Source organism: Terrabacter carboxydivorans (genome assembly GCF_039532035.1).
Classification (GTDB): domain Bacteria; phylum Actinomycetota; class Actinomycetes; order Actinomycetales; family Dermatophilaceae; genus Terrabacter; species Terrabacter carboxydivorans.
Window position 1 is genome coordinate 194,873 of the sequence record NZ_BAAARE010000007.1, and the last position, 23,899, is coordinate 218,771.

The following is a 23,899-nucleotide window of genomic DNA, read 5'->3' on the forward strand; positions in this document are numbered from 1 at the left end:
AGAACTCGGTCGCAGAGCGGTCGGTCGCACGCCGCCCACCGGCCCCACGCGTGATCTAGCATCCGGCCATGACGCGCACACAGGGGATCGCAGGACGGATGGTCGGAACCGCCGTGGCAGCAGGTCTGCTCGCGGGCTGCACGGCCGGCGCGACCACGGCCCCGCCCGACGGCCCGGGCCCCACGCCGTCGACCGCCGCCGCCACACCCGGGGATCCGGCGACCACGCTCGCCTGCGACGCGGCCCCCAAGGCGCTCGTCGACCGGGCCGCGGCGTCGATCGCCGCCCACCCGGGCACGATCACAGCGTCGACCTACGTCTTCGCCGCGACGACGGCGACCGGTGACTGGTACGTCCTCGGCGTCGACCGCACCTACGTGCACGACGACGGCACCCCCGCGTCGGGACCGGAGGGCGACCACTCCCGGTCGCTCGCCCTCACCAACCTGGCCCCGAAGACGGGCGAGAACGTGGCGATGATCCCGCTGAGCGTTGCCGTGTCGGACAAGACGCCGGTCAGCTGGGAGCTCGTCTCGTGGACCGGCGACACCCTTGCCGCCGGACGCCGGGCCGCGGACCGCGCCATGGCGTGCCTCGACGCGCAGCGCCAGGCCTGACCGGCGTCACCGGCCTCGCCACGGCATGGCGAAGGGCGGGCACCGTGTGGTGCCCGCCCTCGTCGTGTCGGTGTCGCTCAGGCCGGGAGGATGAGTCCCTTGGTGGCCTTGGCGCGCTCGAGGCGAGCGGCGACGTCCTCCCAGTTGACGACGTTCCACCAGGCCTTGACGTAGTCGGCCTTGACGTTCTCGTACTGCAGGTAGAAGGCGTGCTCCCACATGTCGAGCTGGAGCAGCGGGATCTGACCGACGGGGATGTTGCCCTGCTGGTCGAACAGCTGCATGATGTGCGGTCGCTCGGCGATGGTGTCCCAGGCGAGGATCGACCAGCCGGAGCCCTGGATCGCGTTGGCGTTGGCGTTGAAGTGCGCCTGGAACTTCTCGAAGCCGCCGAAGTACTCGGTGATCGCAGCGGCGACCTCACCCTCGGGCTGGCCACCACCGTCGGGGCTCATGTTCTTCCAGAAGACGGAGTGGTTCGTGTGTCCGCCGAGGTGGAAGGCGAGGTTCTTCTCCACACCGTTGAGGGCGGCGTAGTCGCCCGACTCGCGCAGCTCCTCCAGCTTCGTGACGGCGGCGTTGGCGCCGTCGACGTAGGCCTTGTGGTGCTTGCTGTGGTGCAGCTCCATGATGCGAGCGCTGATGTGGGGCTCGAGGGCGGCGTAGTCGTAGTCGAGCTCGGGAAGCGTGTAAGCCACTTGTCGTTCCTTTCTGGAGACCATCCGGCTCCGTCCACTCTATGCCGCGCCGTCGGGGCGCAGACAGGGGTGTCCGTGAGCAGGGCTGTGGGTCACGTACCCACTTCGGCCAGCCTCCGACTTCAACCTCGGTTGAGGTCAAATCGCCTCGGGCTCAGGCGTCGTGGCGGCCGAGGTAGGTCGCGAGCGTTTCGACGACGAGGCGGTGGTCCTCGCGCTGGGGCAGACCGGAGACGGCGATCGTGCCGATGCAGCCGACGTCGCGGACGATGACGGGGAACGCGCCGCCGTGCGCGGCGTAGCGGGACGGGTCGAGGCGCGAGCTGTCCTCGAAGGTCTTGCCGCCGGCACGGAACTCCTCACCGACGTAGAGCGAGGAGTGGCCGTAGCGGTCGACGACGGCGCTCTTGCGCTCGAGCCAGCCGTCGTTGTCGGCGGAGGCGCCCGGCAGGGCGGCGTGGAAGAGCCGCTGGCCGTTGCGACGGATCGAGATCGCCACGGGCAGCCCTGCGGCGCTTGCCGCGTCGCGCAGTGCGACACCCACCGCCCAGGCCGTGTCGTCGTCGAAGCGGTCGAAGACGAGGGTGGACTCCTGGGCGGCGAGGTCGTCGAGCGTGGGGTTCTGGGTCACCGCCCGATTGTCCACCTCAGCGCGCCGGACGCGCCACGCCTGTCACGCGAAGCCGAGCAGGTCGCGCACGTCGTCGGCCGTGATGGCCCCCGAGAGCGAGCCGCCCTCGTCGACGACCCGCTGGAAGAGGTCGCGCTTGCGCTCCTGGAGCTTGACGACCTTCTCCTCGATGGTGCCGGCCGAGACGAGGCGGTAGACGGTGACCGGACGGTTCTGCCCGATGCGGTGCGCGCGGTCGATGGCCTGCGCCTCGGCGGCGGGGTTCCACCACGGGTCGAGGACGTAGACGTAGTCGGCCTCGGTCAGCGTCAGCCCGAACCCGCCGGCCTTGAGGCTGATGAGGAAGGCCACCGCGTCGCCCTCGCGGAAGCCGCGGACGACGGACTGCCGGTCGGTGGTCGACCCGTCGAGGTATGCCGTGTGGAGCCCCGCGCGCGTCAGCGCGGCCTCGACGATGCGCAGGAAGCCGGTGAACTGGCTGAAGACGAGGGCCCGGTGGCCCTCGGCGGCGAGCTCGCGCAGCTGGTCGACGAGGAAGTCGATCTTGGCGGCCGTCGCCTTGCCACCGTGGACCTCGTCGACGAGCACCGGGTCGAGGGCGAGCTGGCGCAGCCGGGTCAGCGACGCGAGGATCGCGACGCGGTTGGCCTCGGGGTCGTCGAGCAGGCCGAGGACGCGCTGCCGCTCGCGCTGGAGGTGCTGGTCGTAGATGTGGCGGTGGACCGGGTGCGGGTCGAGCGCCATGACCTGGATCTGCTTGGGCGGCAGGTCGACCGCCACCTGCTCCTTGGTGCGGCGCAGCATCAGTGGCCGGATGCGCCGACGCAGCAGGTCGAGCAGCTCGGGCCGCTCGCCCGACTCGATGGGCTTGCGGTAGTTCTTCGTGAAGACGTCGGGACGCGGATAGAGCCCGGGCGCCGTCAGCGAGAGCAGCGACCACAGGTCCATGAGGGAGTTCTCGAGCGGGGTGCCGGTGACCGCGACGGTGAAGGGCGCCCCGAGCCGTCGGACCGCGACGTGCGTCTTGGCCTGGCGGTTCTTGACGAACTGGGCCTCGTCGAGGACGACGCCACCCCAGCGCACGGCGTGGAAGGCGGCGTCGTCGAGGCGCAGCACGGCATACGAGGTGATGACGACCTCGGCGTCCGCCACGGTCTCGGCGAGCGGCACGCCACGCTTGCGCTCGGTCGAGGTGACGGCGACCGCGCGCAGGTGCGGGGCGAAGGTCTCGAGCTCGCCCATCCACGTGCCGACGACGCTCGTCGGCGCGACGACGAGGACCGGCCCGCGGGCGTCGGGGCCGCGGTCACCGAGCTCGCCCAGGTCGTGCGCGCGCACGAGGGCCGCGATGACCTGGAGCGTCTTGCCGAGGCCCATGTCGTCGGCGAGGATGCCGCCGATGCGGGCGTCCCACAGGCGGGCGAGCCAGCGGTAGCCGTCGAGCTGGTAGGGCCGCAGCGTCGCCCGCAGGTCGGGCGGCACGTCGGCGAGCGGGCCGGACTCGAGCGAGCCGAGCGCCTCGACGTTGGCGGCCCACCGGGCGCTCTGCTCGTCGACGACACCGAGGGCCACGAGCTCGTCCCAGAGGTCGGCGTGGTGGGCGCTGAGGCGCAGGCCGCCGGTCTCGGGGTCGGCGATGTCGCGGGCCTCCTCGATCAGGGCGCGCAGCCGGTGCAGCTCGGGACGGTCGAGCCGGAAGAAGGCGCCGGAGTCGAGCAGCATGATGTCGTCGCCGCGGGCCAGCGCGCCGAAGAGCGGCTCGAACGGCACCTCCTCGCCGTCGACCTCGACGGAGACCCGCAGGTCGAACCAGTCGCCGGGCTCGGTGTTGCGGCGCTCGGCCTGCGCTCCGGCCCCGCCGGTCGCACCCGCTGCAGCAGCCGTCGCGTCGCTCGCGCCGAGGTGGACGACGGGGGCGGACGTCACCTCCTCGTAGGCCGGGAGGTCCTCGTCGACCTCGAGCGTGACGTGCTCGTCTGCCTCGAGCAGGGGCAGGGTGTCGACGACGAACCGCGCGGCGGCGAGACCGGTGAGCACGACCCGCGGCACGAGGTAGGCGTGGCCTCCGAGGTCGGCGCGCAGCGCCCCGGGCACCGAGCGCAGGGACGTGGCGGCCTGGACCGCGGCGGACTCGGCGTCGCGGTCACGGCCGCCGACCGTGCCGAACCGCGCGGTCGTGAAGGGGCGCGGCGTGCCGTCGTAGGCGTGGCCGAGGTCGAGCCGCAGCTCGCCGGGGACGTCGCTGACAACCCTGACGTGGACCGTGACGACCTCCGGCTCGGCCTCGGCGGGCAGCTCCGGCGCGGGCAGCGGGACCTCGGACCTGACCCGCAGCCGCTGCCGCAGCCCCGGGACGACCGAGCGCAGGAAGCGGCCACGCTCGTCAGCCGGGACGCGGAGCCCGGCGAGCGCCGAGGCGAGCGCCTCGGGGCTGAGGTCGAGCTCCTGGTCGAGGGGGACGAAGGTCAGCGAGCCGTCGTCGCCCTCGAACGCCACGGCGTGCACGGGGTCACCGAGGTAGAGGCGCTCGCCGGCGGCCTGCTCCGGCAGGCCCTCGATCTCGACGTCGAGGTCGAGGTCGCCGCTGCCGTCGGCGGCCCGCTTGACGAGCAGCACGAGGGAGGCCGCTTCGTCGGCGACGTGGACGGGTCCGGTGACACCCTCGCCCGGCAGCACCTCGATGCCGGCGAGGCGGGCCTCGCGCAGCAGCGGCCAGACGTCGGGGCTCGCGTCGAGCGAGAGCGGTGGCGTGGCGGAGAAGTACGTCGTGCCGCCCGACCCGTGCCGGGCGACGTCGTGCAGGCGTCCCATGATGCGCTCGTGCTCGGGCAGGAAGCGGATGCCCGGTCGCCACTGCGGCAGGGCGTCGTGCCACGACAGGGTGCGGTGCCACGTGCCGGCGCGCGTCCAGCGGGTCGGGCGCAGACCGTAGCTGAGCTCGGGCACGCCGCGGCGGCCGCGCGGGTCGCGGTAGACGGTGTCGACGAAGAGCCCCGCCGGCATGAGGTCGCCGCGAGGCTCGGGACGCTCGGCGACGGGCGCGGCCTCGACGGCCCGGGGCCGGACGTGGCCGAAGACGTCGGCCCAGTGCGGTGGCACGACGAGGGGCGCCGACTCGACCACGGCCTGCGCCTCGGCCCCCTCCCCGCCCTCCGCGCCCTCAGCGGGACGCGGCTCGACGACCCTCCCCTGGGCGACGTCGCGCGCGGTGAGCATCAGCGCGACGACGTGCTTGCAGTCGGCGGCGACCGGGCAGCTGCACCGGCCGCTCCACAGGTGCGAGCGTCCCTTCGGGTGCGGTCGCGCCTCGATGATCGTCTGGTAGGTCTCGCTGCCGCTGCCCTCGATCGTGCCGAGCAGCATCATCCCGTCGGGGCGCGTGGCGAGCGAGCGCACCCGGCGCTCGGCGGCATACGACCTCCCGCGGTCGAACGTGCGGGTGCCGACCTGCTGGGTGATGTCAGGGTCGGTGACGTCAGCCACCCACGTCGCCCGACCCACGCTCCATGCCACCCGAGAACTCTACGTTCGGCCACCGACAGCACCGCCCGTCGTCCACAGCGTCCCGCGTCACGGCATACCTCGTCGGGCAGGATGGGGCGCATGCCGAGCACGCCCGACCCCCGCGAGCTGACGCTCGCCGACTTCCCGGTCCACCGCCCCGTGACGACGCGGTGGTCCGACAACGACATGTACGGCCACCTCAACAACGCCGTCTACTACGAGCTGTTCGACTCGGCGATCAACGGCTGGCAGGCCGAGCACGTGACGATCGACCCGATGACCGACGCGACGCAGGGGGTCGTCGCGGAGTCCTCGTGCGCGTTCTACGCGGAGGTCGCCTTCCCCGCTCCCCTCGTCGTCGGCATCCGCGTCGCGCGCCTCGGCAACAGCAGCGTCACCTACCAGCTCGGCCTCTTCGTCGACCCCGAGCGCGCCGCCGTGCCCGACCCCGCCATCAAGGCGCTCGGCCACTGGGTGCACGTCGAGATCGACGCCGCGACCCGCCGGTCGACGCCGATCCCCGACCACCTGCGCGCCCTCATGGAGACGGCGGTGGTGGAGGCGGACACATGACCGACGCGCTCGACGAGACCTGGGAGGGGTGGACGGCGCGCATCGGCGCCGACCTCGACGCCCTGGCCGGGGACGACTGGATGACCTTCACCGTCCACGTGTCCTCGCAGGCCTCGCAGGCCTCGCAGGCCTCGGGCGCGTATGCCGGCACGCGGGCTCCGCGGGGCCGGCGCCGGTCGGGCGGGTGGCCGGGTGGCCGGTCGGGTCGCCCGGCGAGCGTGCCCGACGTCTTCGTCCAGGCGCGCCGGCTCGAGGGTGTGATCGCCGTGGAGTGCATCGGCGACACGGAGTTCGAGGGCCTGACCGACCTCACCCGAGACCAGCAGTCGGCCCTCGCCGGGCTGGGCTGGGAGCGGGAGGGGCGGGAGCCGGAGTTCAGCCGCACCTTCACCGACGGCGCGGCGGCGGCCGGTCTCGTGCACGCGAGCCTCACCGGGGTGCTGGGCGCCGGCACTCCGGCCGACGTCGACATCCGGCGCGCTCCCCGGCCCCCGGCCTGACCGAGCGTCCACGACGGACGGTGGAGCGCGCCGGTGCACGGGCTCGGCCGGTTCGCAGGTGGGCCGAGGCTGCACGGCGTACAGTGCCGCCACGCGACGCCGCCAAGGAGGATGCCGATGCCCAAGCGTTCCCACGACGGGACCCGCGCGGTCGCCTGGCTCGACGGGCCCGAGGAGCACGACTTCCCCGCCGCGAGCTCCTACCTCTCGCTCGTCGCCGGGGCGGCGGACATCGAGGCAGCCGAGGCCGCCTTCCGCTCGGCCACCTCGACGAAGTTCAAGGCCAAGGACATCCTGCGCGCGGCTCGCCTGGAGGTGCTCCCCGAGACCAACCCGCACGTTGCCTCCGACCTGGCCAAGGTGCGGGCGGGGCACGCCCTGTCGCCGGTGCTGCTCGTGCGCGGCGACCTGCGCACGGGTCGCCCGGCCCAGATCGCCGACGGCTACCACCGGGTGTGCGCCAGCTACCTCACTGACGAGAACACCGACATCCCGGTCCGCATCATCGACGTCCCCGAATCGCGCTGAGCCACCATGGGATTCGCCACGCTGGCCCTGATCAGCCTCGTCGCGATCCTCGGGCCGGTCCTGTCGCTCTCGCGGTGGCTGCACCTGCCCGTGGTCATCGGCGAGCTGCTCGTCGGCATCGTGCTCGGGCAGACCGGCCTGCGTCTGCTGCACCCGAGCGACCCGACGCTGGGCTTCCTCGGTGAGGTTGGCTTCGCCCTCGTCATGTTCGTCGCGGGCACCCATGTGCCGGTGCGCGACCCGGCCCTGCGCGCCGGCCTCCCCCGCGGCCTGACGAGGGCGGTCGCCGTGGGCCTGCTGTCGGTGCCGGCGGGGTGGGCCCTGGCCCACGTCTTCGGCACGGGTCACGCGGCGCTGTATGCCGTGCTGCTCGCGTCGTCGTCGGCGAGCCTCGTGCTCCCGGTGCTCGACGGCACTCCGGTGAGCGGGTCGATGATGGTGCAGCTATTGCCGCAGCTGGCCGTCGCCGACGCCGCCTGCATCGTGGCGCTCCCCCTCGCCATCGACCCGGTGCACGCCGGACGGGCCGTGGTCGGGGCGCTCGCGGTCATCGCCTGCGCCGGGCTGCTCTGGCTCCTGCTGCGGTGGTTCGTCGGGTCGGGGCGGGAGCGGCGGGTGCGGGAGGTGTCGCACGAGCGCAGCCTCGCCGTCGAGCTGCGGGCCTCGCTCGCGATCCTCTTCGGTCTCGCGGCGGTGGCCTCGGCCATGCACGTGTCGGTCATGCTGGCCGGCTTCGCCGCCGGCATCGCGCTCTCGGCGGTGGGCGAGCCGCGCCGCGTCGCCAAGCAGCTCTTCGCCGTGACCGAGGGCTTCTTCGCGCCGATCTTCTTCGTGTGGCTCGGCGCCTCGCTCGACCTGCGCGAGCTCGCCCAGCACCCGAGCGCCATCGTGCTGGGTCTCAGCCTCGGTGTCGTGGCGCTCCTCGTGCACGGCCTCATGGTGGTCACCGGCCAGCCGTGGCCTGCCGCCCTCATCACCGCGGCCCAGCTCGGGGTCCCGGTCGCGGCGGCGACCCTCGGCAGCACGCTCGGCCTGCTGAGCCCCGGGGAGGCGCCGGCGCTGCTCCTGGGTGCGCTCATCACGATCGCGGCGACGGCCGCCCTGTCCGGACGGGTCAAGACGCTGGCGGCGGCCGATGCTCCTACCGACACGTCTCCCACGACCGCGCCCACGTCCCCGCTCTCACCCCCGCCCGCGACACGGCCAACGACACCGTCCTCGTCGGCGCCCTCGACACCGCCCACGAAGGAGTCGACGGCAGGCCGATCGGGTCGGTCGGCACCGCCGGACCCGTCGGCGCCCGACCCGACCGCGTCCACTTCGAGCTCGGGCTGAGCCCCACCGGGATCAGCCGGCGAGGTGGGCCCACCGCTGGGAGAGCTCACGCCACGGCGCCGTGTCGACGACGCGGCCCCGGTCGAGGACGACCACACGGTCGGCCTGCGCGAGGGCGGCCGCCTTGCTCGTCGCCCCGATGACGGTGGCCCCTCCGGAGCGCAAGGCCGCCCAGAGCTCGATCTCGGTGGCGGCGTCGAGGGCCGAGGACACGTCGTCGGCCAGCAGCAGGTCGGCCTCGCAGGCCAGGGCCCGGGCGAGGGCCAGACGCTGGACCTGGCCGCCCGACAGGCGAACCCCGCGGTGACCGACGAGCGCCTCGGGGCCGCCGGCCTCGGTGACGTCGCGCTCCATGCGTGCCGTGGCGAGCGCCGGCTCGACGCGCCGGTCGGGGTGATCGAGGGCGATGTTGCCGATGAAGCTCCCGGAGAGCACCCGTGGCACCTGGGCGATGTGCGAGACCCTCCCGGGCCGCAGCTCGACCTCGGCGTCGGTCAGGGTGCGCCCGTTCCAGAGCACCTCACCGGTGTGGGAGGTGAGCCCGGCCAGCGACGAGAGCAGGCTGGACTTGCCCGAGCCGACCTGGCCGAGCAGGAGCACCAGCTCGCCCGCGTGCACGGTGAGGTCGACGTCCTGGACGCCGATCGTGCCGTCGTCGTGGACGGCGGTCAGTCCGCGCAGGTGCAGCGAGCGGAGCTGCTCGCGCGGTCCGGGCTCCGGGTCGTCGGCGGTGCCGTGCACGAGGTCCATGCCCGGGGGCAGGTCCATGAGGTCCCCGCCGCCTGCGAGCTCGCTCGTGGCGTTCATCCAGGCCCGCACGCCGGGGGCCTCGGTCACGACCGAGCCCGCGACGCGGCCGAACCAGTCGAAGCCGCTGACGGCGTTGGCGACGAGCAGCGTGATGGCGAGCGGCCACGTGCCGTGGAGGAAGCCCGCCCAGGCGGCGACGACGCCGCCCTGGACCATGACGACGGGCACGCCGTCGAGCAGGGCCTGGACCCGGTGCTCGCGCACCGCGGCGTCGACGCGTCCTCCGTCGACCTCGTGCAGGTGCCGGTGCACCTGTGGGGTGGCAGCGGCGAGCTTGACGGTGCGGATGGACTCGAGGGCCGAGACGAGCGAGCGGCCGAAGTCGGCGCGGGCCGTCGAGGCGGCGGCTGCCGAGCGGCCGGCGACGGGCCGCCCGAGCGTCGATGCCAGCGCCGAGGTGACCATGACGACGAGCAGGACGGCGCCGGCCAGCCAGGTGCCGGCGATGAGGGCGGTCAGCGAGGCGACGACGAGCCCGTTGGTGAAGTCGACCCAGCGGTCGGTGTAGCGGGCCAGGCGGTCGGCGTCCATCGTGCGGGCGACGACCTCGCCCGGTGGGGTGCGCACGAGCCGCCGCTGCGCGGTCTGGCCTGCGAGCACCGCGGCGCGGACCCGCAGCCGGACCTCGACCCACCAGTGCGGGTAGGAGCGGAAGGCCTGCGAGAGCAGCAGCGGACCGACGAGGAGCGAGGCGACGAGTGCCGCGGTGATCCAGCCGGGGTTCTCACCGCCCTGGAGACGGGTGACGACCAGCCCCCAGGTCCAGCCGGTGAGGGCGCCGAACGCGCCGGTCAGCGAGGCCGCGAGGAAGAGCGAGGCCCCGAGCAGGCCCCAGTGGGGCTGGATGCTCACGGCGTGCAGCACCTGACGGGCCAGGCTCGGGGTCGGGGCCAGCACCGGGAGCGGCGGCGGGGTGGTGCTGCGTCGCACCGAGCCGATCGCCGCGTCGTCGTGGTGGTGCTCCTCGACGGCGACCTCGTGGGCGGCGGCCTCGAGCAGGCGGCGGAAGGGGCCGTCGGTGGCGGCCAGCCGGTCGCGAGGCCCGTGCTGGACGACGCGACCCGACTCGAGGACGGCCACCTGCTCGGCGCGCTCGGTCGTCGACAGGCGGTGGGCGACGAGGATGCCGGTGCGTCCGGAGATGAGTCGATCCGCGGCCCGGACCACGCGGGCCTCGGTGACCGGGTCCATGCGTGCCGTCGCCTCGTCGAGCACGACGACGCGGACGTCGCGCACGAGCAGCCGGGCGAAGGCCACCAGCTGCTCCTCGCCGGCCGAGAGGGTCGTGCCTCCCGGGCCGAGCATCGTGTCGAGGCCGTCGGGCAGCCCGGCCACCCAGTCGGTCAGGCCGAGCTCCGCGACGGCTGCCTCGACCCTGGCACGGGGCGCGTCGCCGAAGAGCGTCATGTTCTCGGCGAGCGTGCCGGCCAGGACCTCGGTGCGCTGGGTCACGACGCCGACCGCGGCCCGGAGCTGCTGGAGGTCGAGGTCGCGCACGTCGGTGCCGCCCAGCAGCACCGTGCCCTCGGGCGGCTCGACCCCCCGCGACAGCAGCGACGCGAGCGTCGACTTGCCCGAGCCCGTGCGGCCGACGAGCGCGCACGTGTGCCCGGCCGGGACGAGCAGGTCGACGTCGCGGAGAGCGAACGTGCCTGTGCCGTAGCTGAACTCGAGGCCCCGGAACTCGACGTCGAGCGGCCCGTCGGGCAGGGGAAGTCCGCCGGTGGGCTCCGCCGGGGAGGCGAGCATGGCTCGCAGTCGCAGGACCGCGCCGAAGCCCTCCTGGAGGTCGGGCAGGTGCCGCGCGAGCATGTCGACGCCGCCGACGAACATCGTCGTCACGAGGAAGAGGGTGACCAGGCGCGCGGTGGACATGTCGTCGGCGAGCACGAGGGCGGTGCCGACGACGGCGACCGCGGCCAGGGCTCCGTGCAGGAGGCCACCGCTGCGGCGGGTGATGCGGACCTCGACCTCGAGCACCCGGTCCAGAGCCGCGTGGACGCGGGCGGCCATGCGGGCGTTGCGGCGCAGCACGTGCGCCTGCCCCAGGGCGGTGCGCAGGTCGTCACGGGCGGCGACGCCCTCCTCGGTCGATGCGGCGTGGTCGGTCCAGGCGGCCTCCTCCACGACCTTGCGCTCGGCGACCTGCGGCAGCAGCCGCCGCACGACCCAGTAGGTCGCGAGACCGGTGAGCGGGAAGAGCACGGCGGCGGGCCACCACGCGAGGCTCGCGACCACCCAGAGCGGACCCGAGGCGAGGAAGGTGCGCACGGCCTGCCACACGCCCCACCGCATCAGCTGGCCGACCTCCCAGGTGTCGTCGTCGATGCGGTCGAGCACCTCCCCCACCGCCTGCTCGGACAGCTCGGAGAGGGGTTGGGCCATGGCGGCGTCGAGCAGGTCGGCGCGCAGCCGGCCCTCGGCGCGGTCGCAGACCGTCGCCCACATCGTCTTGGCCACGGTGTCGATGACGGCGCCGCCGACGACGCACACCGCGAGCAGGACGACGAGGGTCGACGTGGCGTGCTCGGCGAGCCGACCGGCGACCATCGAGCCGAGCGATGCGGCGACGGCCCCGACGAGGGACATCGAGAAGCACACGACGGTGAGCGGGCGACGGACCCGGCGCCAGTCGACGGGGACCCGACCTTGCGGCAGACCCCCATCGCGGGGAGACCCCTCCGGCGTCGTTCCCCTTGCGTCGTCGATCCCCACCCTGGTCACCGTCACAATCATTGAACGCTACCGACCACCACCGACAGCGCGCCTCCCGTTTTCCGACGGCTCGGCCGGCCACCGCGCTCCCCGGCTGGAGCCGGGCGGCTGGCGCGTTAGGGTCCCGTCGGTATGGAGCTCAGCCTGCCTCTGACCGACGGTCGCATCACCGTGCGCCCTGCCGCCCTCACCGACGCGCCCGCCTTCCACGGCTACAAGCGCCGTCCCGAGTGCCAGGCCTACGTCAGCCGCACCGTCGACACCCTCGAGCAGGCCCAGGAGCTGGTCTCGGACCGCATCGGCGAGCCGGACTCCCTGCTCTGCGCCGTGCTGCTCGACGACCGGGTGGTCGGCGACATCGGCGGTCGCCGCTACCGGCCGGAGTCGCTGGGGCCGGAGCCGACGGACTGGGACTTCTACCTCGGCTTCACGGTGGACCCGGACTCGTGGAACCGCGGCGTCGCGTCGGCGGCCGTCTCGCTGCTCGTGCCGGCGCTGCACGAGGCAGGTGTGCGGCGCATCGTCGCCAAGGTCTTCGCCGACAACGCCGCGTCGCTCCGCGTGCTGACGAGGTGCGGCTTCCGGCTCGAGGCGACCGAGCGCGCCGCGGTCCTGGGCAGGGACGGCCGGTGGCTCGACGACTGCACCCTGGCCCACCTCGCCTAGGGCCCCTCACCTCGCGACGGCCGCCACCACGGCTCAGCGGCCGGCGGCGACCCGCCTGGCCGCGCGCTTCATCACGGCCGTGTAGGCGGGCCGGGCGAACCGCTTGGCGCGCCAGGCGATCTGGCCGTCACGGTCGGTGAGGATGACGTCGCGGCGGGCGTCGATGCCGCGCACGACGATGTCGGCCACCTGCTCGGCCGAGCGCTTGGAGCCGCTCACCATCTTCTTGCCGGCGGTCTCCATCTCGGTGTCGGCGCCCTGGAACGACGAGCCGAGGTTGGTGCGGAAGAAGGACGGGCAGACGACCGACACGTCGATGCCGTGCGGCGCCAGCTCGTGCGAGAGAGTCTCGCTCAGGGCGACGACGCCGGCCTTGACGGTGTTGTAGGCGGCCATGCCGGGTGCGTGGACGAGCCCGGCGAGCGACGCGGTGTTGACGATGTGGCCGCTGCGCTGCTCCTTGAGGAGCGGCGTGAACGTGCGGCACCCGCGCACGACGCCGAGCAGGTTGATGTCGACGATCCAGTGCCACTCGTCCATCGTGGCGACGTCGATGCGTCCTCCTGCCGCGACGCCCGCGTTGTTGACGAGCAGGTCGAGGCCGCCCCACGTCTCGCGCACGTGGGCGAGAGCGGCGGCCCAGGCGTCGTCGCTGCGCACGTCGAGGGGGAGGTATGCCGCAGCCTCGGGGAGTGCGTCGGGCCGGTCGGTCTGCACGTCGGTCGCCAGCACGTGGTCGCCCCGTGCGACCAGGGCCCGCACGAGCGCGAGCCCGAGCCCTGAGGCGCCGCCCGTGACGAGGACCCGGCGAGGGGACGTCGGGGCGGAGGAGCGAGCGGAGGCGCGGAGCGGCAGGGACGGCATACGCCCCAACCTACTGGCGGACCGTGAGGGTGACCTTGCCCTGGGCTCGACGTTCGTCGATCTCGGCGAGGGCACCGGCGACGTCGTCGAGCGGGTGCCGACCGCCGATCGGCGGGGCGAGCTGGCCGGACTCGAGGAGCGGGAGGATCGCGTCCCACTGGGTGCGCAGGTAGCTCGGGTCGGGCATCCAGAAGGCGCCCCAGCCGACGCCGACGACGCTGATGTTGTTGAGGAGCAGCCGGTTGACCTTGACCTCGGGGATCTGCCCGGCGGTGAAGCCGATGACGAGCAGGCGACCCTCGGGGGCGAGGCTGCGGAGGCTGTCGGTGAAGCGGTCGCCACCGACGGGGTCGACCACGACGTCGACGCCGCGGCCGTCGGTGAGCTCCTTTGCGGCCGTGAGGAACCCGTCGGCCAGCACGACGTGGTGGGCTCCGGCGGCGCGGGCCGTCTCGATCTTGTCCTCGGACGAGACGACGGCGATGACGCGGGCATCCATGGCCCGCGCGAGCTGGATGGCTGCGGTGCCGATGCCGCCGGCGGCGCCGTGCACGAGCACGACCTCGCCGCGCTCGAGCCGGCCGCGCTGGGTGAGCGCGAAGTGGACGGTGAGGTAGTTCATGGGCAGCGCCGCGCCCACGGCGAACGACACGGCGTCGGGCAGCGGGAAGACCATCGCCTCGGGGACCGCCACCGTCTCGGCGAAGGCGCCGAGCACGGGGAAGGCGGCGACGCGGTCGCCCGCGGTGAACGTGCTGCCCTCGGCCGCCTCGCGCACGACGCCCGCGCACTCGGCGCCCGGGACGAAGGGCAGCTCGGGGCGCATCTGGTAGAGCCCGCGGCTCATGAGCACGTCGGGGAAGCTGACGCCCGCCTCGTGGACGTCGACGAGGACGTGCCCCCGCTCGAGGGTCGGCTCGGGGACCTCCCCGACGGTGACGGAGGAGGGTCCGCCGAGGCTCGTGACGCGCGCTGCTCTCATGCCTCCGACCCTAGTCAGGCCGCGCCGTCCGGCGTGATGGTGAAGGTCACACCCAGCAGGTCGGTGTCCCGCGAGCTCGGCCCGACGCGCAGCTCGAACTCACCGGGCTCCACGACGCGGTGACCGCCCGCGTCGACGATCGAGCACGCCGCCGCGGGCACCTCGACCCGCGCCCGCAGCGACCCGCCCGCCGGCACCGTCACCCGCTGGAACGCCTTGAGCTCCTTGGCCGCCCACGTGACGCTCGTGACGACGTCGGTGACGTAGGCCTGCACCACCTCGTATGCCGTCCGCGCACCGGTGTTGGTCAGCGTGACCTCCGCGACCAGGACGTCCTCGGGCGAGAGCTCGGCCGCCTCGAGGGTCAGGTCGGACCACTCGACGGTCGTGTAGCTCAGGCCCTCGCCGAAGACGAACTGCGGCTCCTGGGTCAGGTCGGCGTAGCGGTGGCCGTGCTGGCCGCGGACCTGGTTGTAGTAGGTCGGCTGCTGGCCGACGTGCCGCGGGACGGAGACCGGCAGTCGTCCGGCAGGCTCGATGTGGCCCAGGACGAGCTCGGCGATCGCGCGACCACCGCGCATGCCGGGGCTGAACGCCTCGACGATCGCGGCCGCCCGGAGCGCACTGGGCGGCAGGACGTTGGGCTTGGAGTGGAGCAGCACGACGACGACGGGCGTGCCGGTGCCGTCGAGCTCGTCGACGAGGGCGTCGAGCAGGGCCACCTGACCACCCTGCAGGTCGAGCGTCGCGGTCGAGCAGCCTTCTCCCGTCAGGGCGATCGTGTCGCCGAGCACGACGACGGCGAGGTCGGCCGCTCGCGCCGTGGCGACGGCCTCGGCGAGCTGGTCCGGGTCGACGGGCGCCGGCGCCGAGACCGGCGGACGCGGCTGGCCGTCGGGGAAGAGCGGGCCCTCGGGGTCGGGCACGAGCGTCTCGATCTCGGCCCCGCGAACGTGCGTCACGGCCCACGCCGCGGGCACGACGGCACGGAAGCCGTCGAGGACCGTCTCGACCGTCTCGCGCGGGTGGCCGTCGGGCATCCAGTCGACCTGGCCGGAGGCACCGGCCCAGTCGCCGAGGTTGGCCTGCGGGTCGTCGGCGTTGGGGCCGAGGACGGCCACGGTGCGCGGGGCGTCGCCCACGGCATACGGCAGCGAGCCGTCGTTGGTGAGCAGGACGAGGGAGCGGCGCGCGACCTCCAGGTTGAGGGCGGCGTGGTCCGGGGAGCCGATGACGAGCCGCTGGCGCTCGACGTCCGGCGGGCGCGGGTGCTCGAAGAGGCCGAGCTCGAGCTTGACCCGCAGCACGCGGCGCGCCGCCTCGTCGACCTGTCGCTCTTCGAGCAGGCCGCGGGCGACCGCCTCCTGGGCGGCCTCGAAGAAGGCAGGCGTCGTCATGACGAGGTCGTTGCCGGCGCGCACCGCGACGGCTGCGGCCTCGACGTCGTCGGCGCAGACCTTCTGCTCCCAGACCATCCGGCCGACGTTGTCCCAGTCGGTGACGAGGGTGCCGGTGAAGCCCCACTCCCCCTTGAGCACCTCGTCGAGCAGCCAGCCGTTGGCGGTGACGGGGACGCCGTCGATGGCCTGGTAGCCGAGCATGAAGGTGCGGCAGCCCTCCTGGACCGCTCGCTCGAACGGCGGCAGGAACCACGACGTCAGCTTGCGGCGGCTGAGGTCGGCCTCGCTCGCGTCGCGACCGCCCTGCGTCTCGGAGTAGCCCGCGAAGTGCTTCGCGCACGCGAGAACCGCTGTGGGGTCGGTCAGTCCGTCACCCTGGTAGCCGCGGACCATGGCCGCGCCCAGCTCGCCGATGAGGTGCGGGTCCTCGCCGAACGTCTCGCCGACACGGCCCCAGCGCAGGTCGCGGGTGATGCAGAGCACCGGCGAGAACGTCCAGTGCACACCGGTGGCCGAGACCTCGACCGCGGTGACCCGCGCCGCCTGCTCGACGAGCTCGGCGTCCCAGGAGCAGGCCATGCCGAGCTGGGTCGGGAAGATCGTCGCGCCGGGCCAGAACGAGTGGCCGTGGATGCAGTCGTCGGCCGTGAGCAGGGGGATGCCGAGCCGGGTCTGCGCGGCGAGCGCCATGGCGCGCGGCAGGTCCTCGGGCGAGGCGTGCAGGATCGAGCCGGCGAGCCTGCCGTGGACGATGTCGGTGAGGTCGCCCCGCGCGTCGAGCTGGAGCATCTGGCCCACCTTCTCGGGGAGCGTCATCCGCCCGATCAGGTCGTCGAGCCGCTCCTCGACTGTGAGCGAAGGATCACGGAACGGCAGGTCGGTCGGGGCGTCGGCAGGCACGCTCCGACGCTAGTCGACCTACGCTGGAGAGGTGATCGAGCCCCTGACGCGCCTGCCCGACGGGACCATCAAGCAGGTCAACCCCATCACCGGCACCAAGGTGTGGACGCTCCCGGGCCGGGCGGCACGCCCCCTGGGGCAGCTGAGCCGGCACCCGCTGCCCATCGACCCCGACGACCACGACCGGCACTGTGCGTTCTGCTGGGCGCGCATGCGGGAGACGACCCCCGAGATCGCCCGGCTCGTCCACGACCCCGACGGCTGGCACGACGTGCGGGGGCTGCTAGCCGAGGACCTCGACCACAGCACGCCGCAGTTCCGGCTCATCCCCAACCTCTTCGAGATCCTCAGCTACGACTACTGGCACCTCGCGCACGGCTGGGAGCCGACGGCGCAGTCGCGAGCCCGCCGGACGGCATACCTCGCCACCCCCGGTGGCCGCGAGCACGTCACGGCCCTCGCGCGGATCCGGATGCGGGCGCGCGGCACGGCGGGGGCCGATGCCGAGCCGCTCGCCGAGGAGGACCTCGAGCGCGAGGCCGTCGGGCTCTTCGCCGGCAACCACCAGGTCGTCATCTCCCGGCGCCACTACGTCGACGACGCCACGGACGACTCCCAGCTCGCCGGCTCGGGAACCCTGACACCCGAGGAGCACTGGCGCTACACGGAGCTCACGATCCGCGCGATGCGCGACCTCTACCGCGACAACGAGTGCGCGCGCTACGTCTCGGTCTTCCAGAACTGGCTGGCCCCCGCGGGCGCGTCGTTCGACCACCTGCACAAGCAGGTCGTCGCCATCGACGAGCTCGGTGCCCAGAAGGAGCGCGAGGTCGAGCGCCTCCGCGCCGAGCCCGACATGTTCACCCGGTGGGGCGCGGAGTATGCCGCGTCGCAGGGTCTCGTCGTCGCGCGCACCGAGCACGCGGTCGCGTTCGCCGGCGTCGGGCACCGCTATCCCGCGCTGGTCGTGCACGTCATCGACGGCGAGGGGTGCCCGTGGGAGCTGCACGAGGAACAGGTGCGCGACTTCTCCGACCTCGTCCACGCCTGCCACGCCGCGACCGGGGTGCACGTCCCCTCGAACGAGGAGTGGCACCACCGGCCCCCGGGCGTCGACGTCCCGATGCCGCTGCGGGCCGTGCTCAAGTGGCGCATCTCGACCCTTGCCGGCTTCGAGGGCGGCACGAAGATCTACGTCAACACCATCGACCCGTGGGCCGTGCAGCAACGGGCTGTCACGCAGCTGCGGATGCTCGCGGCCGACGGGTTGGTCTCGGACCGCGTCCAGATCGCCTGACCGAGGTCAGGCGATCTCGGCTCGGCGCCGCTCAGAGCTCGCTGCCGTGGCCCTCGGTGCGGCCGACGTTGCCGTCCGCGCCGATGGGCCCGCTGCCGGCATCGGCACGACCGGTGCTGTCGGCACCGCGGCCCGTCGACTGCTGCAGACGGTCGATGTGCTCCGAGGCCTGGGCCTTGGTGAGGTCGCCCGGCAGGGTCTCGCCGGCCTCGAGGGCCAGCGTCTCGAGGTAGCTGCGCTGGGCTCCGGTCATCGGCTCGTCGCCGGTGACCCAGTCCTCGGGGTCCTTGACGGCGGAGTCGCCGCCGGCATCCGCCGCCGCGCCGGTGGCACCGATGACGTCGTCGTTCGAAGGTGTGTTCGATTCGCTCATGCCGGGTCCGTACCCGCTCGGAGCGTGCCGGACACGCAACGCTGGACAGCCGTCAGGCGACGGCCCGACCCGGCTGGAGCGCGAGGAGTCCCGCACGCAGACGTTGGTGGACCACGTCGACCGAGATGCCGAGGGCGACGGCGACGTCCGTCACGGCATACCCCTCGTAGTAGCTGAGCGCGAGCGCCGGGTCGCACGGCCTGCCTGCGCCCGCGGTGACCGTCGTGGACCCGGGCAGCGAGCCGCGGGTCGTGCGGACGTGGGCCACCGCCTTGCGGTGGGCGACCGCGAGCAGCCAGTTCAGGGCTCCACCGCCTCGCCGGAAGCGGGAGGCCGTGCGCCAGACCTCGACGAAGACCTCGGCGCTGACCTGCTCGGACCGCTCGGCGTCGCCGACCACCTGGTGCACGAGCCCGTGGACCCGGGAGGCCGACAGGTCATAGAGCCTGCCGAAGGCCTCCTCGTCACCCTGGCCGACCCGCCCGAGCACCGCGCCGATGGCGCCGTCGAGAGACCGGCCCGAGGACCCGCTCGAACCCTGACCGCCATCCGTCATGAGAACTGTCCGTCCACCTCACGCCGTCCGGGCTCTGCGCACCCCGACGGCGCAGCTCCCTGACGGACGATTCCCGTCGTCGGTATCCGTACCCGATCCGGGCGTCCGGACGGTCGTCAGCGAGCGAAGGACATCGCCTCGGTGACGTCGCCGCGCAGCATGTCGCGCCGGTCGAGGAGGTAGTTCTGGCGCATCAGCCACGGCGCCCCGTCGCCCTGCTGCGGCAGCTCGCCGTCGGCGCGTCGCACGTAGCCCGACGCGAGCGGCAGCAGCGGCCGGCCCTCCATGCCCTCGGGGGCGCGGGGCGTGGCCACGCGCCACGCGTGCTGCTGCATGTGGTCGAGCAGCCGGCACACATAGCGGCTCGCGAGGTCGGCGCGCAGGGTCCACGAGGCGTTGACGTAGCCGACGCACACCGCGAGGTTGGGCACGCCGTCGAACATGACGCCGCGGTAGACGGTGAGGTCGCCGGTGGGACGGGCCTGCCCGTCGACGGTGATGGCGACGCCGCCGGCGATCTTGATGCGCAGTCCGGTCGCGGTGACGACGACGTCGGCCTCGAGCTCACGTCCCGAGTGGAGGCGTATGCCGTGTGGCACGAACGTCTCGATCGTGTCGGTGACGACGTGGGCGCGTCCACTGCGGACGGCCTCGAAGAGGTCGCCGTCGGGGACGACGCAGAGGCGCTGGTCCCACGGGTCGTAGGTGGGGGTGAAGTGGTCGGCGACGAGGTCGGTCGAGCCGAGCGACTTGGCGGCCCCCTTGGCGAGCAGCGACCGCATGACGGCGGGGCGGCGGCGGCTGAGCTCGTAGACGCCCATCGTGCCGAGCACGTTCTTGTAGCGGGCCGCGGTGCCGGCGGCGCGTCCCGGCAGCACCTTCTGCAGGACGTCGCGGACCCGGTCCTGCCGGGGCAGGGAGGCGATCCACGTCGGCGTGCGCTGGAGCATCGTCACGTCGGCCCCGGCGTCGGCGAGCGACGGCACGAGCGTGACGGCCGTCGCGCCGGAGCCGATGACGACGACGTTGCGGCCTCGGACGTCGAGGTCGTCGGGCCAGAACTGCGGGTGGACGACCTGGCCCTCGAAGGCCTCGAGGCCCGGCAGCTGCGGGTCGTGGGGCCGCTCGTAGTCGTAGTAGCCGCTGCAGAGGTAGAGGAAGCCGCAGGTCAGCTGCTCGCGCACCCCACCGCGCTCGACCGTGACCGTCCAGCGCGCCTCGCCGCTCGACCAGTCGGCGCCGACGACCTTGTGGCCGAGGCGGATCCGCTCGGTGATGCCGTGCTTGTCGGCCGTCCGGCGCAGGTAGTCGAGGATCTTCGGCCCGTCGGCGATGGCGTCGGTGTCGGTCCACGGCTCGAACGGGAAGCCGAGCGTCATCATGTCCGAGTCCGAGCGGACCCCGGGGTAGCGGAAGAGGTCCCACGTGCCGCCGAGGGAGTCCCGGGCCTCGAGGATCGCCCAGGTGCGCGACGGGCTCGTCGTCGACAGGCGGTAGCCGGCGTCGATGCCGGACAGGCCGGCTCCGACGACGAGGACGTCCAGGTGCTCGAGATCGCTCACCTCGCCATTCTCACCCAGCTCGGCGGGGACTGTGACGCAGGCCGCGTGTCCGGCTACCGAGCGGTAACCAGCGGCTACCCTCGGGCGGGTGACGACGGCATACCCCCACCTGCTCGAACCGCTCGACCTCGGCTTCACGACGCTGCGCAACCGCGTCGTCATGGGCTCGATGCACACCGGCCTCGAGGACCGCGCCAAGGACTTCGACCGGCTCGCGGCCTACTACGCCGAGCGGGCCCGCGGCGGGGTCGGCCTCATCGTCACGGGCGGCTTCGCGCCCAACCTCGCCGGCGCCCTCTACCCCGGCGGCTCGGTGCTCGTGACGCAGCGCCAGGCCCGTCGCCACCGGGTCATCACCAACGCCGTGCACCGAGAGGGCGGCAAGATCGCCCTGCAGGTCCTGCACGCGGGCCGCTACGCCTACCACCCGCTCGCCGTCTCGGCGTCGGCCCTCAAGTCCCCGATCTCGCGCTTCACCCCGCGGGCGCTCAGCGCGCGCGGCATCCGGAGCACTGTCGCGGCCTACGCCCGCTGCGCGCGGCTCGCGCGCGAGGCCGGCTACGACGGCGTCGAGATCATGGGCTCCGAGGGCTACCTCATCAACCAGTTCCTTGCGCCGCGCACCAACCACCGCACCGACGACTGGGGCGGCTCGCCCGAGAACCGTCGTCGTCTGGCCGTCGACGTCGTCCGTGCGGTCCGCGAGGCGGCCGGCCCCGACTTCGTCGTGGTCTACCGCCTGTCGATGCTCGACCTCGTTCCCGAGGGCCAGTCGTGGGACGAGGTCGTCGCCCTGGCCCGCGAGGTCGAGGCCGCGGGCGCGACGATCATCAACACCGGCATCGGCTGGCACGAGGCGCGCGTCCCGACGATCGTGACGTCGGTGCCCCGCGGCGCCTTCACGCGCGTCACCGCGAAGCTGCGCCCCGAGGTCGGCATCCCCGTCGTGACGAGCAACCGCATCTCGATGCCGGACCTCGCCGAGCAGGTCATCGCCGACGGCAGCGCCCACCTCGTCTCGATGGCCCGGCCGTTCCTCGCCGACCCCGACTGGGTGGCCAAGGCCGCGGGCGACCGCGCCGACGAGATCAACACGTGCATCGCCTGCAACCAGGCCTGCCTCGACCACACCTTCGCCAAGCAGACGGCGACCTGCCTCGTGAACCCCCGCGCCGTCCGCGAGACGACGCTCGTGCTCGCCCCGACCCGCCGGTCCAAGCACGTGGCCGTCGTCGGGGCCGGGCCGGCCGGGCTCGCGACCGCCGTCGCCCTGGGTGAGCGCGGCCACCGGGTCGAGCTCTTCGAGGCAGGCGACGACCTGGGCGGCCAGTTCGCGCTCGCCATGCGCATCCCCGGCAAGGAGGAGTTCGCCGAGACGATCCGCTACTTCCGCCGCCGCCTCGAGCTCGGTGGCGTCAAGGTCCACCTCGGCCGTCGCGCGACCGTCGAGGACCTCGCGGACTTCGACGAGGTCGTCGTCGCCACGGGGGTCGAGCCGCGCGTGCCCGACGTGCCCGGCATCGACCACCCGAAGGTCGTGACGTATGCCGCCGCCATCCGCGGGGAGGCATCGCTCGGCCGGCGCGTGGCCGTCATGGGCGCCGGCGGCATCGGGGTCGACGTCTCGGAGCTGCTGACGCACGTCGAGTCGCCGATGACCGTCGAGCAGTGGATGGCCGAGTGGGGTGTCGGCGAGCCGGACGCGTCGCGCGGCGGGCTCGTCGAGCCGCAGCCGTCGCCGTCTCCGCGCGAGGTGCACCTGCTCCAGCGCAAGGCGACGCCGATCGGGAAGGGCCTCGGCAAGACGACCGGCTGGGTGCACCGGGCGGCATTGAAGGCCAAGGGAGTCCACCACCACGTCGGCGTGAACTACGAGCGCGTGGACGACGCTGGGCTGCACATCAGCCACGGCGAGGAGCACTCGGACCCTCAGGTGCTGGACGTCGACACGATCATCGTCTGCACGGGCCAGGAGTCGGTCAACACCCTGGGTCCGGAGCTCGCCGCGGCAGGCGTCAGGGTGCACGTCATCGGGGGCGCCGACGTGGCGGCCGAGCTCGACGCCAAGCGCGCCATCCGCCAGGGCACCGAGCTCGCCGCGACGATCTAGGCCCAGCGCGTCAGGTAGGCGTCCACGAGACGAGCTGCGTCACCGGCGCCGTCCTCGGCCCGAACGCGCTCACCGAGGGCGTATGCCGTCTCGCGGGCTCCCGGGGACAGCGCGACCTCGAGCGCCCGCTGGAGCCGCGCCGCGGTCAGGTCCTTGCGGGCGATCGGCGGCGGCGCGACCCCGAGGTCGGCCATGCGGCGGCCCCAGTAGGGCTGGTCGGCGGCGTGCGGCACGACGACCTGCGGCACCCCGGCGCGGACGGCGGCGGCCGTGGTCCCGGCCCCACCGTGGTGGACGACGACCGCGCAACGGGGGAAGAGCGACTCGTGCGGTGCCGACCCGATGCCGAGCAGGCCGGGAGCCCGATCGACGCGGAGTCCGGCGAGCCCCTCGCTCACGACGCCGCGCACGCCGAGACGGGCGAGCGCCGAGGCGACTTCGCGGGAGACGCCGGCCGGGTCGGGGGTCGGCATCGAGCCGAAGCCGACGAAGACGGGCGCGTCCCCGGCGGCGAGGAACTCCTCGAGCACCGGGTCCAGGGCCGCGCCGGCGTCGTCGCGCACCCAGTAGCCGGTCTGCCGCAGCGCCGGCGGCCAGTCTGCGGCGTGCGGCACGACGCTCGGGCTGGCCGCGAGCAGCGTCGGGGTGCGCTCCGCCGCAGCCGTGTAGTGGCGGAAACGACGTCGTGGCAGTCCCTTTCGCGCCCGCACCAGGTCTCCGGCCGGCCGGAACAGGTCGAGCGCGACACGCCCCGCCAGGCTGCTCCAGGCCCGGTTGACCACCGTGGTGGCGCGCGGGCGGAGGGCCAGCGCCACCGAGTCACCGTGCGCGCTCGGCCACACCGGCGCGAACACCGCGTAGACGTGCGGCTTGGTGGGCGGCCCATTGCCAGCGGCGCGTCCAGGGGCCAGCAGCGCGTCGACGACGTCGAAGGTCAACGCCCCGGAGACGACCGCGTCGGCCGTCGCGACCAGGCGCGAGACGTCTGCCGCCAACGCATCGGCCGTCCCGGCCATGACCTGCCGCATGAGCCGGGCCTCGCGCACCTGCGTGCGGGCGGACCCCCGGAGCGAGTCGCGTCCGAGCCCCTCCCGCAGCGGCGCCTCGAGGTCGAACGACAGGGGCTCGAAGTCGACTCCGCTGCCCGCCACGACGTGACCGAGGTCGGCGGGCGCGGCGAGCGACACGGTATACCCCACCCGTCCCAGTCGCTGCCCGAGTGCGACGAGCGGTTGCACGTCGCCGCGGGAGCCCATGCCCAGCAGCAGGATCCGCACG

The 23,899-nt window shown here is 73.6% G+C and carries 19 protein-coding genes; 8 read left to right on the forward strand and 11 right to left on the reverse strand.

Features of this window, described 5'->3' with window-relative positions:
* The first annotated feature begins 68 nt into the window (after positions 1–68).
* The gene (locus tag ABD297_RS09550; RefSeq protein ID WP_344254670.1) at positions 69–617 is read left to right on the forward strand and encodes a hypothetical protein; all 549 of its coding nucleotides are present in this window, start codon (positions 69–71) and stop codon (positions 615–617) included.
* 77 nt (positions 618–694) lie between these two features.
* Here ABD297_RS09550 and ABD297_RS09555 read toward each other — a convergent pair whose 3' ends face one another.
* The 3 genes from ABD297_RS09555 to ABD297_RS09565 form a co-directional block, all read right to left on the reverse strand.
* Complete coding sequence (locus tag ABD297_RS09555; protein WP_141822755.1) at positions 695–1,315, reverse strand: superoxide dismutase; 621 nt, start codon at positions 1,313–1,315, stop codon at positions 695–697.
* 154 nt (positions 1,316–1,469) lie between these two features.
* Positions 1,470–1,946, reverse strand: coding sequence for a heme-degrading domain-containing protein (locus tag ABD297_RS09560; RefSeq protein WP_344254671.1), 477 nt, complete (start codon positions 1,944–1,946; stop codon positions 1,470–1,472).
* Between the two features lie 42 nt (positions 1,947–1,988).
* On the reverse strand, positions 1,989–5,459 hold the full coding sequence (locus tag ABD297_RS09565; RefSeq protein ID WP_344254672.1) for a DEAD/DEAH box helicase: 3,471 nt from the start codon (positions 5,457–5,459) through the stop codon (positions 1,989–1,991).
* Positions 5,460–5,549: 90 nt separating this feature from the next.
* Here ABD297_RS09565 and ABD297_RS09570 point away from each other — a divergent pair, with 90 nt between their 5' ends.
* From ABD297_RS09570 to ABD297_RS09585, 4 genes are all read left to right on the forward strand, one after another.
* Positions 5,550–6,023, forward strand: a complete 474-nt coding sequence (locus tag ABD297_RS09570) for an acyl-CoA thioesterase (RefSeq protein WP_344254673.1) — start codon at positions 5,550–5,552, stop codon at positions 6,021–6,023.
* A complete protein-coding gene (locus ABD297_RS09575) occupies positions 6,020–6,523 on the forward strand; it encodes a TY-Chap domain-containing protein (protein WP_344254675.1) in 504 nt (167 codons plus the stop codon). Before ABD297_RS09570 ends, ABD297_RS09575 begins: the two co-directional genes overlap by 4 nt.
* 117 nt (positions 6,524–6,640) lie before the next feature.
* Positions 6,641–7,051 (forward strand): hypothetical protein, encoded by a 411-nt coding sequence (locus ABD297_RS09580; protein ID WP_344254676.1) that lies wholly within the window; start codon positions 6,641–6,643, stop codon positions 7,049–7,051.
* 6 nt (positions 7,052–7,057) lie between these two features.
* Complete coding sequence (locus ABD297_RS09585) at positions 7,058–8,386, forward strand: cation:proton antiporter (protein ID WP_344254678.1); 1,329 nt, start codon at positions 7,058–7,060, stop codon at positions 8,384–8,386.
* 12 nt (positions 8,387–8,398) lie between these two features.
* On the opposite strand, the gene ABD297_RS09590 is transcribed toward ABD297_RS09585, so the two are convergent.
* Entirely contained in the window at positions 8,399–11,920 is a 3,522-nt protein-coding gene (locus ABD297_RS09590) for an ATP-binding cassette domain-containing protein (protein ID WP_425581153.1), read from the reverse strand.
* A 123-nt stretch (positions 11,921–12,043) separates the two neighbouring features.
* On the opposite strand from ABD297_RS09590, the gene ABD297_RS09595 reads away from it, so the two are divergent.
* A complete protein-coding gene (locus ABD297_RS09595; RefSeq protein ID WP_344254679.1) occupies positions 12,044–12,577 on the forward strand; it encodes a GNAT family N-acetyltransferase in 534 nt (177 codons plus the stop codon).
* Positions 12,578–12,610: 33 nt separating this feature from the next.
* Here ABD297_RS09595 and ABD297_RS09600 read toward each other — a convergent pair whose 3' ends face one another.
* Genes ABD297_RS09600 through ABD297_RS09610 form a run of 3 tightly spaced genes read right to left on the reverse strand, consistent with a single transcriptional unit; the run spans position 12,611 to position 16,723 of the window.
* The gene (locus ABD297_RS09600; protein ID WP_344254680.1) at positions 12,611–13,441 is read right to left on the reverse strand and encodes an SDR family NAD(P)-dependent oxidoreductase; all 831 of its coding nucleotides are present in this window, start codon (positions 13,439–13,441) and stop codon (positions 12,611–12,613) included.
* Between the two features lie 10 nt (positions 13,442–13,451).
* A complete protein-coding gene (locus ABD297_RS09605; protein ID WP_344254681.1) occupies positions 13,452–14,423 on the reverse strand; it encodes an NADPH:quinone oxidoreductase family protein in 972 nt (323 codons plus the stop codon).
* A 14-nt stretch (positions 14,424–14,437) separates the two neighbouring features.
* The gene (locus ABD297_RS09610; protein WP_344254682.1) at positions 14,438–16,723 is read right to left on the reverse strand and encodes an exo-beta-d-1,3/1,6-glucosidase; all 2,286 of its coding nucleotides are present in this window, start codon (positions 16,721–16,723) and stop codon (positions 14,438–14,440) included.
* A gap of 31 nt (positions 16,724–16,754) precedes the next feature.
* On the opposite strand from ABD297_RS09610, the gene ABD297_RS09615 reads away from it, so the two are divergent.
* Positions 16,755–18,020 carry a DUF4921 family protein gene (locus ABD297_RS09615; protein WP_344254683.1) on the forward strand — a complete coding sequence of 422 codons (1,266 nt, stop codon included), beginning with the start codon at positions 16,755–16,757 and terminating at the stop codon, positions 18,018–18,020.
* Positions 18,021–18,051: 31 nt separating this feature from the next.
* On the opposite strand, the gene ABD297_RS09620 is transcribed toward ABD297_RS09615, so the two are convergent.
* The 3 genes from ABD297_RS09620 to ABD297_RS09630 all read right to left on the reverse strand — a co-directional run bounded on the left by ABD297_RS09620 (position 18,052) and on the right by ABD297_RS09630 (position 20,511).
* Positions 18,052–18,393, reverse strand: coding sequence for a DUF3072 domain-containing protein (locus ABD297_RS09620; RefSeq protein WP_344254685.1), 342 nt, complete (start codon positions 18,391–18,393; stop codon positions 18,052–18,054).
* 52 nt (positions 18,394–18,445) lie between these two features.
* On the reverse strand, positions 18,446–18,949 hold the full coding sequence (locus tag ABD297_RS09625; protein ID WP_344254686.1) for a sigma factor: 504 nt from the start codon (positions 18,947–18,949) through the stop codon (positions 18,446–18,448).
* Between the two features lie 116 nt (positions 18,950–19,065).
* Positions 19,066–20,511, reverse strand: coding sequence for a flavin-containing monooxygenase (locus ABD297_RS09630; protein WP_344254688.1), 1,446 nt, complete (start codon positions 20,509–20,511; stop codon positions 19,066–19,068).
* An 88-nt stretch (positions 20,512–20,599) separates the two neighbouring features.
* Between ABD297_RS09630 and ABD297_RS09635 the strand changes: the two genes are divergently transcribed.
* Positions 20,600–22,621, forward strand: coding sequence for an oxidoreductase (locus ABD297_RS09635; RefSeq protein ID WP_344254690.1), 2,022 nt, complete (start codon positions 20,600–20,602; stop codon positions 22,619–22,621).
* Here ABD297_RS09635 and ABD297_RS09640 read toward each other — a convergent pair.
* Positions 22,618–23,898 carry a glycosyltransferase gene (locus tag ABD297_RS09640; RefSeq protein WP_344254691.1) on the reverse strand — a complete coding sequence of 427 codons (1,281 nt, stop codon included), beginning with the start codon at positions 23,896–23,898 and terminating at the stop codon, positions 22,618–22,620. The genes ABD297_RS09635 and ABD297_RS09640 overlap by 4 nt on opposite strands.
* Position 23,899 lies beyond the last annotated feature (1 nt).